Annotated in this window: 13 protein-coding genes and 1 tRNA gene; 3 read left to right on the top strand and 11 right to left on the bottom strand. The window is 47.2% G+C overall.

From position 1 onward, the window contains the following. Positions 1-2: 2 nt before the first annotated feature. Positions 3-416: a phosphate-starvation-inducible protein PsiE gene (psiE, locus tag SK066_RS05855; protein ID WP_320543999.1), complete on the bottom strand. Its 414-nt coding sequence runs from the start codon at positions 414-416 to the stop codon at positions 3-5. Positions 417-785: 369 nt separating this feature from the next. On the opposite strand from psiE, the gene SK066_RS05850 reads away from it, so the two are divergent. After that, entirely contained in the window at positions 786-1,133 is a 348-nt protein-coding gene (locus SK066_RS05850; RefSeq protein ID WP_188777090.1) for an aegerolysin family protein, read from the top strand. Between the two features lie 101 nt (positions 1,134-1,234). Here the strand turns inward: SK066_RS05850 and SK066_RS05845 are convergent. After that, positions 1,235-1,308 (bottom strand) — tRNA-Arg (locus SK066_RS05845). Positions 1,309-1,766: 458 nt separating this feature from the next. On the opposite strand from SK066_RS05845, the gene SK066_RS05840 reads away from it, so the two are divergent. Further along, positions 1,767-3,641 (top strand): FapA family protein, encoded by a 1,875-nt coding sequence (locus tag SK066_RS05840; protein ID WP_320543998.1) that lies wholly within the window; start codon positions 1,767-1,769, stop codon positions 3,639-3,641. 325 nt (positions 3,642-3,966) lie between these two features. Here the strand turns inward: SK066_RS05840 and SK066_RS05835 are convergent, their stop codons facing one another. From SK066_RS05835 to rph, 7 genes are all read right to left on the bottom strand, one after another. Beyond that, complete coding sequence (locus SK066_RS05835) at positions 3,967-4,875, bottom strand: STM4011 family radical SAM protein (RefSeq protein WP_320543997.1); 909 nt, start codon at positions 4,873-4,875, stop codon at positions 3,967-3,969. Then, positions 4,872-6,314 (bottom strand): STM4012 family radical SAM protein, encoded by a 1,443-nt coding sequence (locus SK066_RS05830; RefSeq protein WP_320543996.1) that lies wholly within the window; start codon positions 6,312-6,314, stop codon positions 4,872-4,874. Before SK066_RS05830 ends, SK066_RS05835 begins: the two co-directional genes overlap by 4 nt. Before the next feature lie 104 nt (positions 6,315-6,418). Next, positions 6,419-7,207 carry an STM4013/SEN3800 family hydrolase gene (locus tag SK066_RS05825; RefSeq protein WP_188777084.1) on the bottom strand — a complete coding sequence of 263 codons (789 nt, stop codon included), beginning with the start codon at positions 7,205-7,207 and terminating at the stop codon, positions 6,419-6,421. Then, a complete protein-coding gene (locus tag SK066_RS05820) occupies positions 7,197-8,567 on the bottom strand; it encodes an STM4014 family protein (RefSeq protein WP_320543995.1) in 1,371 nt (456 codons plus the stop codon). The genes SK066_RS05825 and SK066_RS05820 overlap by 11 nt, the downstream gene beginning before the upstream one ends. Before the next feature lie 5 nt (positions 8,568-8,572). Further along, complete coding sequence (locus SK066_RS05815; protein ID WP_320543994.1) at positions 8,573-9,430, bottom strand: STM4015 family protein; 858 nt, start codon at positions 9,428-9,430, stop codon at positions 8,573-8,575. A 443-nt stretch (positions 9,431-9,873) separates the two neighbouring features. After that, positions 9,874-10,503 carry an XTP/dITP diphosphatase gene (locus SK066_RS05810; RefSeq protein ID WP_320543993.1) on the bottom strand — a complete coding sequence of 210 codons (630 nt, stop codon included), beginning with the start codon at positions 10,501-10,503 and terminating at the stop codon, positions 9,874-9,876. Next, positions 10,500-11,258 carry a ribonuclease PH gene (gene rph / locus SK066_RS05805; protein ID WP_188777078.1) on the bottom strand — a complete coding sequence of 253 codons (759 nt, stop codon included), beginning with the start codon at positions 11,256-11,258 and terminating at the stop codon, positions 10,500-10,502. The genes SK066_RS05810 and rph overlap by 4 nt, the downstream gene beginning before the upstream one ends. A 189-nt stretch (positions 11,259-11,447) precedes the next feature. On the opposite strand from rph, the gene SK066_RS05800 reads away from it, so the two are divergent. Next, positions 11,448-12,026, top strand: a complete 579-nt coding sequence (locus SK066_RS05800; protein ID WP_320543992.1) for a phosphatidylglycerophosphatase A family protein — start codon at positions 11,448-11,450, stop codon at positions 12,024-12,026. 379 nt (positions 12,027-12,405) lie between these two features. On the opposite strand, the gene SK066_RS05795 is transcribed toward SK066_RS05800, so the two are convergent. Then, entirely contained in the window at positions 12,406-13,059 is a 654-nt protein-coding gene (locus SK066_RS05795) for a hypothetical protein (protein ID WP_320543991.1), read from the bottom strand. 257 nt (positions 13,060-13,316) lie between these two features. Further along, positions 13,317-14,303 (bottom strand): MBL fold metallo-hydrolase, encoded by a 987-nt coding sequence (locus tag SK066_RS05790; protein WP_320543990.1) that lies wholly within the window; start codon positions 14,301-14,303, stop codon positions 13,317-13,319. Positions 14,304-14,398: the final 95 nt, after the last annotated feature.

The raw sequence follows: 14,398 nt of genomic DNA, 5'->3' as shown, positions 1-14,398 counted from the left end.
CTTTAATCATGATCTCGCGTTGGACGCGAATTCGCCAGAAATAAAGCACCAAGCAAAATCAAAATCGACAGCGACCACATAACCGTATTCGTCGCATTATCATAATCGACAATAATAAGCCGAATAATCGCGGTAATACCAATGTAGATAAAATAACGTAAAGGGAAATGAAATCCACTTTTGAAATATTTAATGATGAGGGCAATAAACTCAAAATACAGAAAAAATACAAGCAAGCGCGCAGCCAGCTCATAAGCCGTTACATCCGACTCCTCCAGAAAGATGAAGCTGAAAATGTGCCATGTTTCTTTAAGGAGAAAAAAGCATAGTGTCAGTGCAACTAGAGCGAGCGTCACATTGAGGATTGCTTGCAGGAAGGTTGGAATTTTGTACACATAGCGCATCCACGGATTCATGTCGTCGGTTTCCCCTTTTCATAGCGTTTAGATATGGAAATAATTGAAGTGACTAAAGTATACATTTTACTAAAAAATGCTGCAATGAAATGCTGTTTTTGACCGCAAGAAATAGGCGAGTGCATTATTGTTATACTGTATGATCTGCGAGCACTATTTAATAGAAGATAGTGGTAGAATGAAAAATTTCCATTTATTCGTTTATGGTTGCTTTGTACCTAATTATGGATATGAGATTGGGGTGACTATTTACCCAACTAAAAATGTTATATATTGTAATTTATAGTTTTATTTTCTTATATATACTTATTATTCTATCTGGATTAAACTGGGCGTGTAAGCAAATATAAATCAAGGAGTGATTGGTCAATGTCCCAACGTGAAGTTCATATTTCTGTCATTAATGTAACGGATAGTGAAATGGTACTGGAGAGCAAAACAAATCTTGCTCATGGAGAATGGGTAGTTTCCCCAACGAATGTTCCGAACAATGCCAAACCTGCTACATTCCAAGCAGATTCAGATGGCTTTGCAACGGGTGCAGAAGGAACCATCTATTACAAGCTCCCACAGGGCGAAGTCAGCCTGTACTTTGATAATCCATTTGTTGGCTCTGACGGATTCTCCGCGCAAAGTAGCTCCCCTGCCTACAATATTCAGGTAATCGGCGGCAGTGGTAATGTATGCAATGTCACATATCTGATTTCCAACAGCTAATTGGACAGCCAGAGCTTTATTCATCCATAAGATCCCTATAGCCGCAAGGCACAGCACACACAAAAAACACCTTCATATGATATGAAGGTGTTTTGCTTTGACGTCCCAGGAGGGATTCGAACCCCCGACCGACGGCTTAGAAGGCCGTTGCTCTATCCTGCTGAGCTACTGGGACATATTCCTGAAGACGTGCGATACATATGTAAAAACAAGCTTAGAACAACAAAAGATATTATACATCAACTCATTCATTTTTCAAATAGGATTTTATTTTACGAATCAGGCTAAAAGACCTAGAAATATCTGGACATCCATCTTGCAAACGGTTACGATAACAGAGCACATAAAACTATTTTACTAAGCTTTCTAAAAAAATTAGTGTTTTCCATCCAAATATAAGTTTAAAATGGGAAAATGTGTATTATATTATTCCTATATCCATTTAACTAATTTACATAGTCCGCTTGATTGGTTTTGGCCTACATCATTGTAAGCGTGCCCACCATAAAAAGTCGAAGCGATTCAGGCAAGCCGAACCATTTCACTTTACTACAACCTACAGTAAAATATAGAAAATCCTATGCTCGTTTTAACAAATTTATCAAAAAATGATACCAATTGGAGGGATACGCAATGTCTAGGCCCATCTCCGACGAGGAATTGGGACGCATGATTCAAAACGCTGACGTCAATGACATCGATAGCCAACGACGACAACCAAATGAGCAATCATTCGTAGATGGCAAAGATGGCTGGATCAAAATAAAGGACAATAAGATTCATGTATTCTCTCCTAAATCGGGAGGTAGAATGGCTTCTATTCACGCCCTACCTCCCGTCTCACTGATCGTAAACCAGAATATTATTTCCGGTAAGGCCAATGTGAGTGAAGAGGATACGGTTTCGTGGGAGCTTGAGCATACACCGATGTTCGAAATCAGTGTATCCCCAGATCAGATGGAAGCCTATTTGATCTTACACACACGTGAGCGGTTTGAATGGAATCTAGTCGATGCTCCGGCATCCTCTACGATGACTGTACGCGCTGTGCCTAATCGCGATCGTGTAGTAGATACAGTGCAATTCAAGCATGTGATCAATGCGCTGGAACACCGTGGTATTTACAAAAATATTGATAAGGCTGCGATTCTGAATGAGCTGGAATCCCCTACGCATCAGCCGATCGTGATTGCGCGTGGTCAGGCATCGGTGCCGGGTACGGATGCACGCTTGGAGCTATTTTTCCCGGAACAGATTGAGACGATATTTCATGAAGCTGGCGGCGTGGTCGATTATCGGAGCCATCGCCGTATTCCTTCTGTTCATGAAGGAGAAGTTATTGCTACAAAGCATGAGCCTGTGGAAGGCATCCCGGGCTTTGATGTATTCGGTAATGAACTGTTACCTCGTGTAGCACAGGATTTAGAGGTGACAGCTGGTGAATTTACAGAGATGAATCCACTCGGTCAAATTGTGGCACTTCGTCCTGGTCGACCTCGGATGACGGGTAAAGGGAATCGGCGTCAGATTGACATTTCCAATGCATTTATCGTGGATGGCAATGTTGATCTGCGTACAGGCAATATCGTCTTCGCGGGTGATGTAATTGTGAATGGTGATGTGCAGGAGCATATGATTATCGAATCGCTTGGTAATGTATATGTGCATGGTAATGTATACAATGCTACGATTACCGCGACTGGCAGCATCTCGATCGACGGTACGATCATTAGTGGTAAAATCTATTCTGGTTATTTTGGCGTGATGTTCAACCGGATGTATGCAGCCTCCAAGCAGCTGAGCCATGAGATTCGTCAACTGGATATGGCAGCGTACAAGCTTGCCGAGGAAGTGGCTGCCCGGCAGCAAACGGTTCGTTACAGTCAGATGATTATGCTGCTGATCGAGCGTAAATTCCGTAATGTGCCTGAGCTGGCTCGTGAATTACTACAGGTGTTCGCCAGCATCCAGCATGTAGAGAGCCGAGAATCGGAGCAATTGAAGGAGCTACTGCATCATTTTCTGAATTCGACTACAATCTTAGAGCGGCTGGATGAAGAAAAGCTGTCCGCAGCTCGCACCTTACTGGAAGGGCTGTATGCCAGCGTATGCAGCATGCAGGAGGTTGAGGTTCATGTCGAGCTTGCCCGCTGTCAATCCAGCGAGATCAAGTCAAACGGTGATATTATGATCACACGCGAAGGGGTTGTGCAAAGTGATCTGTACTCCGCAGGTAGTATTGCCTTCCTGCTGGAAAACTCGGTATGCCGTGGCTCGCGCTTGCAAGCCGAAGATCGCATTGTAGCGGGTATGGTAGGTAGTGATGCTAATGCTCGCTGTGTACTGGAAGCGAAGCAGCATGTGTATGTACGTAAGCTATATAATGGATACATTATTATCGGCGACCATCGCCATCATGTGTTTGAGACGATGAAGGATCAGCTATTCGATGCTGAATTTATGAAGAGCCGACAGGCATTACATCCATCCGTAAGTGGTCGAGCTTGATCCTTGTGAGCAGGGTGCGACTGTAGGATGAGATGAAAACCATCAACTGAGTAGACGTATATAGTAGATGTTTATATTACCCGTCGTTTCGGCTGGTCATCATGATAATAAAAGCCTGTATGATAGCGATTGTCGCTGACATACAGGCTTTTTGATTTGGCTTTTTGTTTTAGCTTGTTGCTCATGCTGGTTGATTGAGCGTATTGATTATAATTTTGATCAGGAATGTTAACGAGGCTCCAAAGTAAACCTGAGCTCCATTACACAGCGTTACCTCTCCTTGTCGATGGATACATTCTAATTGATCCATCGACTTGCTACACGTCTATACCCCGAAAAAACTCCGCTGCTCATACGTTTGATATTGTAGCGGAATACGCTCCAGCAACCGATCACCATACTGATGAGCAAATGGCTGGTCGGGCATATGAATATAGCCGATATAGCACCCACACTGCTTCATGCCGCAGGGACGCTCGGCAGCAATGTCTTCAAGCTGGTGTCGATAAATATTACCGATCACTCGTTTATCCTGATAACAGCGCTTGACCATCCCATTGCCCTGCACATAAAAGACCGACTCTCCTGCCAGACAGGATTGCCCAAGGCTTGCATAATCGGTCAAATTATAACGAAAATACGGATCAATCGTCTCTAACTCATTAACCTCGTCCGGTGTATAATACGCTGGTCGATCCTTAAACGCATTAATCCATACGTACACATCCTCCGGCAGCTGCTCCCGTAATGAACGAATCGCTGCAAACGATTCTCGCAATCCGACTGTACCCGCGCTAAAATGTATTCCTCGTTCATATAATGTCCTACACTGGCTGACAAACTGCGCTTCACTTGTCTGCCCGGGATGATACGTCGCCCAGAAGGCAACCTTGTCTCGGTTCAGCTCTGCCGTCCAATCCAGCTTGACCGATAGATTGGTCTGCACTGCGACCTTATCTACATGGGGCAAATGAGACAGCTCCACCATCGCACGTCGATACCAGCCATGCACAAGCGCTTCTCCATACGGATTGAAGAAAATCGACAGTCGATAGGGCTTATCCGCTTGCTCACGTACCCAGCCCATAAAGCGATCCAGCTGCTGACGATCTCGCTCCAGCGTTTCGCGGCTATCTACTGTTTTGCTAAATGGACAATACGGACAGGCATAGTTACACGAGGATAGACTGCCTCGATAGTATAGCGATACCTTTGCTGGCATATTTATGTTCATACGCCCTGATATCCTTCCATCAGCGTATACACCTCTGGCGAGATCAACCAATCCCCGATACTATCGGATAATGCGAATCCGCGAGCTGTCAGACGAAGTACATCGGTAGCCCGAGTTTCATCAGAAAGGTTTGGTTCATAAATAGATGGTTCTACCCTTTCATCATCAGGTACAAGTGTAGCCATACCTGTCCAGATCAGCTGCTTGAGCTGTGGCAGATCAGCTAGCGGATGCGTGCCGAATCGCTCGACATAGGCTGACTGCTCCAGCCCTTCTCGGTGCAGCAGTGCCTTGAGCACGAATCGACGACGGCTTTCCTGCTCATTTAATACAAATCCATAATCCGCTAGATCATGACGCTCGGCACTCACATAATCGGCGATGATACTACGTGTAGCTGCTGCGCTGACGCCATAGCGTGAGGCATAATGCACATTCCGTGTATACGAGCGTGCCCCACAGCCGAGTCCGACCATCCCTTCCTCCTGACAGCTATACGGCAGAAGTGATTTGTCCGAATGGAATGGCTTGGCAAAACGACGCATCGAATACTGTATATAGCCTGCTTCTACTAATCGATCGCGAGCTGCTTCGTATAGCTCCATACGAATATCATGCTCCAGTCCAGTTTTACCGGGCTTGAGGATCGTATTTTCACGTACATACAGTGGATAAATGAAAATTTCGCCCGGATCGTATGCCAGTGCCTCCTGCAAGGAATACAGCCATGAATTGACCGTTTGCCCGGGTAATCCGTAGATCAGATCGACATTAAGCAGAGGAAAATCGTACTGCTTGAGCAGCTCCAGCGCTTGCCGCGCCAGATCCGGATTTTGCGGACGATAGATCGCCTTGCTTTCCGCTTCGATAAAGCTCTGAATGCCCATACTCACTCGATCCACACCATGTGCTTTTAAAATGTCCAATCGATCATGTGTTACAGTATCCGGTGACGTCTCTACTGAGATCGAGGTCTGATCCAGCTTCGCCCCCATCACGCGCTCCGCAATCGTGAATAAGCGCTCCAATTGATCCGGTGCTAGCAGTGTCGGTGTACCACCACCGATGGCAAATCTCGAAAATGGCGTATCCTGCATAAATGGTGCCCACTGCTCTGCCTGACGCTCCAGTGCGTCTACGTATTCTTTATGTACATCTAATCTTTTATCCGGTAACGTAAACAAATTACAAAATCCACAGCGCGCCGCACAAAACGGAATATGCATATAGAGAAAATAGCTTTCCAGCTGCTCCTGCGCCCATAATGATTCTAATGGAAGTGGAGGATTCAGCTCACGATACGCGGTCTTGTGCGGATACGAATAGAGATAAGAGCGATACGGCGCTGCCGTTAGCTCCTGCTCCCATGTCCGCAGCTCGGGTGTCCATTCTTCTGGTGGTAGCGCGTGTAGCGGCAAATGTGCCTGCTTTTGCATCATGAGTGCTCACTCCTTCATTTCAATATCGTATACCTCATTGTGTAACTGCTCATTATCATAATGGTGGGATCCCTATCAGCTTACATTTCAGCTCCCCATCCTATTTATAAGAAAAATTCCCGATACGGCACATTCCAAACGACCTCATGAGCAAGACGATGCCCCTCATAGCCATCCTCACCATACGCGGTGCCATGATCTGAAAACACAAGGCAAAACACCGGACGCTCTCGCTGCCGCAACGCTTCAAATAAACGTCCCAGTTCCCCATCCACATAGCGTAATGCCGCTCGCTGACTATCCACCGAATCACGATGATTACCCGGAATAAAATAATGATTCGGCCCATGAATCGCCGATACATTCATAAATAAAAACAATCGCTCCTGCTCCTCGATCTCATCCAGTAACCGCAATGCATGATTAACCTGATTCGCAGTCGAATTCGGATTCGTTACGCCAAAGTTCATCCGCCAGTAGCTCTGCTGAAAATAACCGGGTAGAACGCGAGACAGCTTATTTTTCTTCGTAAAAAAGATGACACCACCGATGCAAATCGTCCGGTAGCCCTCCTGTGCAAGTCCGGTAACTATATCTGGTGCATCAAACAACCATGTATGCGGATGGGTACGCAGTCCACTATGCTTACCATGGAACAGACGCACATGAGAGGACTTATCCGTATTTGCAGGTGTCGGCAGGAATCCGCCAAAAAAGGCATGATGCGCCGCATAGGTAAAGCTGCCTGGTGTATGGCGCTTCTCCCAGGAGCCAGTGCCGCATAGATTCGGACAATTCGCTTCCTCCAGCACGGCAGCATCATAGCGCAGTGTATCCAGCGTAATCATCACGATATCATGACTGCCTACCACTTCATTCATATTAATCGACATCCGTCATTTCCTTTCTCCATTGCTCCAGCCAGCGCGATAGCTCCCACTCATACGTGCCAAGCCCTTCATGCTGGACATGATACAGCAAATCTCCAAATGGATTCACATCCATAATGAGAGGTTCTTTTCCACTTCGAGGCACCAGCACATCCAATCCCGCGCAAAAGGAATCGGGAAAAGCTTCCAGTGCATGCTGTGACGTACTACGGATCGAGGCACATACAGCTTGGGATAATCCAGCTTCTGCTAGTAGCAAACGCTTATTACGCAAATGCAAATTCGTGATCGGTGTGCGACTCAGGCGCAGCACGGCATGACCTGCCTGCTCGCGGCAGACAAGCTGGCGCACATCATATGCCTGTCCATCCAGCGATGCCTTACTCACCCAGCGCTCCACATGCATTCCTTCACCAGCCACCCAGTCTACAAGCTGCTCAATATCCGCAGTCTCTGTATAGCGAATAAGCCGACCTGAATTGTAAAAGATCGTCTCGCCGCCAATCTGCTCCTTACCGATCGTCGTCATCGCAATCTCTGCCCCGGTACGAGGCTGATACTGATACGCGATCACACCCGAAGCTGCCGAACCGCAAAATAACTTTACAAAGACACGATGCACCCGCTGCGCCTCCATCTGCTTTCGTAGCTCCGCATAACTACGGATTGGCGTATACGTAGCTGCCGTTTGCGATAAGGTCGCTGGAACAGCAATGCCCGCTGCATGTAGATGCAGCGAGCAAGCTCTTTTATCAAACATCAGCGCAATCTCTGCTGGAGCATTCATCCACTGCGCCTGCGGCAAATATTGCTCGACCTGTGCATGAAGCCATGATAACAGACGACAGTACCCACGAAACCATTGTGCTGGATACAAAATGCGACCATATTGTCCTTCCAAACGACGCGCCGCTGTATACGTTAGATCACCCTGATTCGTATAAGCAGCCAGCGGTAGCAGCGAATCGTCATGCGCGTTCACTGCATCGACTGCACCGAGTGCGATTAAGCCTCGCTCGACTGCTGCATTCTCACCAGGCGCATCCAGCCTCAGCAGAACAGGCTGGCTAGCTATCCATTTGTAGCCGGATAATAGATCTGGTACTGCTACACTACTTCGCCGTATAGCTGTAATGTCTACTGCTTCAAGCGACTGCTGATGCTGACTCCGTCTGTACATGCTATCCAGCACCTCGGGCAATTGTTCTCCCGCGCGAATCGCATGTAGCAGACGAGCGTACGACAGCTCCAGTGCACTCCGCTGTCCCTGTGACCGCAATGCCTGTTGCCAACCCAATGTACGTTTATTGCCCGGGTTACCGATCAGAATCGATGTGATCGTAGCTGAGTGCGAATCGATCACTGTTATTACTCAGTCACTGATGGATAGCGCCATTCTTCTTCCAGATCCTGCTGCTCATCCATCGTGATCGTAATGCCCGTTTCCTGCGAGAACTGACGTAGCTTATTCATCATGTCATCCGACATATAATGATAATTCAAATTCAAACGCTTGAGCTTACGCACGCCTTCACTATTCAGTAGCGCCTCTGCTCCGGTATCCGATAAGGTTCCTTCAGACAAATCCAGCTCTTCCAGCTGTGCTAGTACCGGAGCTTTCGCTGCTGCCACCGCAATCTCATCCTGAAGGTCGCTATCCTTTAAGCCGAGTGCCACGAGCTTAGGGAACGGATTATTGTACAAAAACGGCAAAATATCATCTTCCAGATTGCCATCAAATCCATAATCGTCTACACCTATATACAGCTCTAAGTGGCGCAGATTGGGCAACTTTGCCTTTTGAATCGATTGCAATAGAACAGAGGATAAGCCACCACTGATGATAATAAGCTCCTGTAAATTCTCATGCTCCAATGGCTCCAGCTCCAGATCGACCCCGCCTTTAATATAAAACGATTCAATCTGCGGATAAGCGGATAGTAGCGGCCCTAGATTGGTTTGTCTAATCCACGATATTTCACATTGCTCCGAGTCCATATCGCCGATAAATATATGGCGCAAATTCGGAAATTTCGGTGCCGCAGCGATCAAAACAGGCAAAAATTCATCCGGTGTATCTTCATACGCACCGCCCCAATCTCCAATGATGAGGCTGGTCAGCGCCTGACTTTTCTCTTCGTCTGCCACAAGCTGCTCAATTAATGGTGTTAACGTCTTTCCATCCTCGTGTTCCTCATAGCCAATCTCAAGTCTTACTTCTGTCATTATGTATACCTCCCTGTTACCCGACATCGCGGGCAGTTATGGTTACTCTATGTATATTTTACAACACGTCTATAGCCCAAAGCAAAAGCCTATAGACCGATTACACTGCGTTTTTATGCCCTTTTTCTTATGTACTCGACAGGGCTTACAAACTTTACATCAATAGTGACATAACAGCCAAATTAACAGCAAAAAAGCCATACGATCTGTGACACTATCGATGGGTTGATCCGTCTGCTCGCTATACAGCTTACAGCAGTGATATCCATCAACAGCTACACAGGATCGTATGACCTCTGTACGCTATAGATCATGCTTCTATATCGACCACTCATGATGCTTGTCTTGTCCAACTCGTCATCTTATCTTATAGGATTAGTGACGATGGTATGATGCTATTGGCTAATACTGTGAAGACAAGCTGTTCCGTATTCTGTACCGATTCAGCCTGCTTGCAGGGAAGCGATCAGCTTGCGCAGTGCTTCGCCACGATGACTAATTGCCTGCTTTTGCTCAATGGTCAGATTCGCCATCGTCTGCTGTTCATTCGGCAAATAAAATAGTGGATCATATCCAAAGCCACCTGCACCGGAAGGTGTAGCAGTAATCCAGCCTTCTACTGCACCTTCTGCTGTCCAGATATGCTCAGTAGCTGGATCATACAGAGCCAGACTGCATACAAAGCGTGCTGTACTGAGCAGCGGCTGTTCGGTATCCTCGCCCAGCTGTAGCTCACTTAGCTCGCGTAGCAGCTTAGCGTTATTGTCCGCATCCGTAGCGCCTTCTCCAGCATAACGCGCCGAATAGACACCTGGTGCGCCATCCAGTCGATCCACGCATAGACCGGAGTCATCAGCGAGTACGGGTACGCCAAGCGCGTCGGCTACCGTTTTCGCTTTTTTAAATGCATTCTCGGCAAAGGTGGTTCCATCCTCCACAATATCCGGTAGCTCCGGATAATCGAACATGCTACGAACCTCAAGACCAAGTGCGGCGAACGCGTGCGCGAACTCCTTCACCTTGCCTTTATTTTTGGTCGCCACGATCACGATATTGCCGGTCAGTACACTCATACCTGTGCTCCGGCCTGTCCGCTAGCAATTTTCAGTGCGATCGGTCCGAGCACTTCCTTTTGCAGCTCAATCATGCGCAGTACGCCCTGTTCGCCCAGCTCCAGCATTTCATCCAGCTCCTTGCGGTTGAATGGACGCTCTTCACCGGTGCCTTGCAGCTCGACAAATTCACCTTTGCCCGTCATGACGATATTCATATCGACCTTTGCCTTGGAATCCTCTTCATAGTTCAGATCCAGTACAGCACGGTCACCTACGACCCCGACGCTGACAGATGCCAGATAATCCGTAATTGGGAAACGAGCCAGCTTATGCTGTAACGCAATCTTATCCATTGCAATCGCCAGTGCGACAAATGAACCGGTAATCGATGTGGTACGTGTACCACCATCCGCTTGAATCACATCACAATCGACGGTAATCGTACGCTCGCCCAGTGCTTGCAGATCGACAACTGAGCGCAGTGCGCGTCCGATCAGACGCTGAATTTCCATCGTGCGTCCGCCCAGCTTACCTTTTGCTGCTTCACGCTGATTACGCGTTTGAGTGGCGCGTGGCAACATGGAATATTCGGCTGTTACCCAGCCTTTACCCTGTCCTTTCATAAAATGCGGCACGCGTTCTTCGACCGATACCGTACACATAACCTTCGTGTCACCGACCTCGATATAGACAGAACCTTCTGCGTATTTATTCACATTTGGGGTTATTTTCAAGGGGCGCAGCTCATTCGTCTGCCGTCCGTTGATTCTCATGGTTGTATGCCTCCTGCTTCGTATTCGCATTCTTATTCTAACAAACCTCCCTTGCAAAAGCACCCTAAACCGCAAATTGGCTTCCTACTGCTTGATAACCTGGACGGTTGTCGGGTTAAATAAGAGTACGGCTCGTTCTAGCCGCTTTACCCAGCATTAGCAGTTTATCCGAAAAAGAGGTGTTCAAGCATGGAGCATAATCAACCGGAAAAAGTGCCGTACAGTCTGAGCAGTCTGAACGTAGAGCAAGCTACCCGCGAATGGCTTGAAAAGCGTGGTGTCACCATTCGAGAAATCGCAGAGCTGGTGCTATTTCTACAGCAAAGCTATTTTCCAAATCTGACGATTGAGGAATGCGAAGCCAGCGTGGAAAAGGTGCTGATGAAGCGCGAGGTACAAAACGCATTGCTGACCGGTGTGCAGCTGGATATTCTTGCCGAGCAGCGCCAACTCATCTCTCCCCTTCAGGAAATGATCGAAAATGATGAAGGTCTATACGGGGTCGATGAAATTCTTGCATTTGCCATCGTTAATGTGTACGGCAGCATTGGATTTACGAACTATGGATATGTCGATAAATTAAAGCCCGGTGTACTTGGTCGATTAAATGATAAAAGTTTAGGTCCTATTCATACGTTTTTTGACGATATTGTCGGTGCGATCGCCGCGGCAGCAAGTAGCCGCATCGCTCATGGACGCAGACTGGATCAGGAGCAGCAGGCAGATAGCTCGGATATGGAATTGCCTGAGGATGATGAAGCTAAGTAAGGCATAGCTGTTAAGTCGTTATACCTTGCTATACTGTCTGCATGGAGTCTCAATGGAGCTACGCTACTCAACATTACATTGTTAAAGGATCACGCTACACCGTTATCGTTATGCGGAATACTCGCTAACTATTCGCTGTTCATTTCATTAGAAATTGTATTAGCGGCTCGATCATGCGCTGCACGATGTACAGATGTGTGACGATGGTACGCGAATCATTATAAAACCAACTGAAAAAGCCCAATTCTCCTCGCTTCCTATAGCGATAGAATCGGGCTTTTTTCATCATAAAAATAAAGAAGATATCGACAATATAGCGATACCTTCTTCATACTCTACGTACTAATTATACGTTCAATAAACCTATCCACATATGCAATCAGCGTGGCAACGGACGCGATTCTTCCTCATGCGTCTCATGCTCTTCATTTTCACGACCGGTCAGTCGGATATCTGGACTACGCAGATTGAAGCGACTGCGTTGACGCTCCTGCTCTGTATCATCACTTGCCAGCCAGCGCAGCACGGTCAGCCAGACCAGACACACACCTGTAAATACATAGATAAGCAGTAGCGGCAACAGACCCTCATAGCTGCGAGTCAGCAAGCCGGACAGGAGCAGCAGCGCCAGTGTTGGAATTAGCAACGCCGATAAAAAGCGCGGCGACAAGCCTGCACGATTACGACTAAATAATAATGTCGGCACGATATACGCAAGCGTGGTATAAAAAGCAATCAGGGCAAAGCCATTACTCAGCCTTCCTGCATAGGTAGTGAACGGAATTAACGCCGCCGACCACCCCTGATAATAGGCAATATTAAGTACACTAACAATCCCCTGCAGTACAGTAAGCATCACACCACAATACACAAGAAGTGTACGTGTTCGATACCACAATGGACGCCGGTTTTCTTGCAGCATCGCCAGACCGCCAAACAAACCAATAATGGCACTGATCAGGAGCGACAGGTACGCGATTAGACGGACGCCTTGTATGGTAATATCGATCCATGTGCTGTCTGCATTGTTCATGATGAAGGCCCCTTTCATCCTCGGGCTAAAATAAAACAAACGTCGGCTACGAATTAACCTTATTATAAAACCATTAGCTTAATCTCTGATGAAATTGGTGTTAATTCCAGTTAAATCCCGTTCCACTTGTCCCAACATCCATTCGTAAAACAAGCACTGTTTGCAGTCTATCATTCAGTACAATGAAATTCAACTTGCCACTATTGCGCTTCACAGCGGCAACATCAGCCTAGACCCGTAATCAGTGGATAGCTTCATTAATGCTTCGCAGACTCATAATAAATAATGCCATCACGCTCTATAGCAATAGCGCGCCCGGTTTGCTCTAGCTCGACCAGATGTGCCAGTGTCTCCGACATCGCAAAACGAAGCTGATGCAGCGTCAGCTTGCTACTAAATATACTCATGCAAATGTCATAGCCTGTACGCGGCTGCTCTTCCAATCTGCCCAGCATTGCATTCAAACGCTCCTCATGATGCTCAAGCAGCTTGATCGTGCGTTCACGGAAACCACCAAATGGACGACGATGACCAGGCAATGCTTGCTCCACCTCATAGCTTCCCAATTGGCGTAACCCTTCCAAATACGAGGCAAGCGGCTTGGGATCACTTTCAGGTACAAGGCTAATATTGGGTGAGATTTGCGGGAGAACCGCGTCTCCACACAGCATCAGCTTATGCTGTGGATCATATAACGACACATGCCCTGCCGCATGACCGGACGTTTCAATCGCCTGCCAGCTTCGTCCACCCATCATTACAGCTTGTCCAGGCAGGATAAAGGAAGGTACGGGCGGTGGTGTCACCTGCGACAAAAAGCTATCCAGATGCGCAGGTAATAGATCAGTAATATCCTGTGGCATTCCATTATTCCCGAACATCTCTACCAGATCAGCCGATGCGGTATTGCCAGCTCCCCATGAACGCAAAAATTCACTCCATGCTACCTTAGATATCCAGACAGGAATGCCCGTACGTTCCTGAAACCAGCCCGATAAGCCAGCATGATCCGGGTGATGATGCGTAAGTACAATCGATTCCAGCGCAGACCAGGGAATGTTCAGCTCCTGTAGCACCTGCTCCCAGGCTAGCTCATTTTCTGGATTACGCGGCCCCGGATCAACAATCGTCCATCCGGTTGTACCACCGATCAGGTAGCTGTTCACCCAGCGCAGTGGATAGGACATCGCGATTTTCACCTGAATGATATCGTCATCCAGCTTTGTAATTTCAGGTAATTGCATTGTAGGTAGCCTCCATACGATCAAGTTGATTATGTATATCGCTCGTGTATTCCAAACGGCGTGTTCCATATTTGCATCTATGCCGTATGTTACAC

It is taken from the genome of Paenibacillus hunanensis (assembly GCF_034055775.1).
Classification (GTDB): domain Bacteria; phylum Bacillota; class Bacilli; order Paenibacillales; family Paenibacillaceae; genus Saccharibacillus; species Saccharibacillus hunanensis.
The sequence above is the reverse complement of the archived record's forward strand: the minus strand, read 5'-3'. Positions and strand labels throughout refer to the sequence as shown.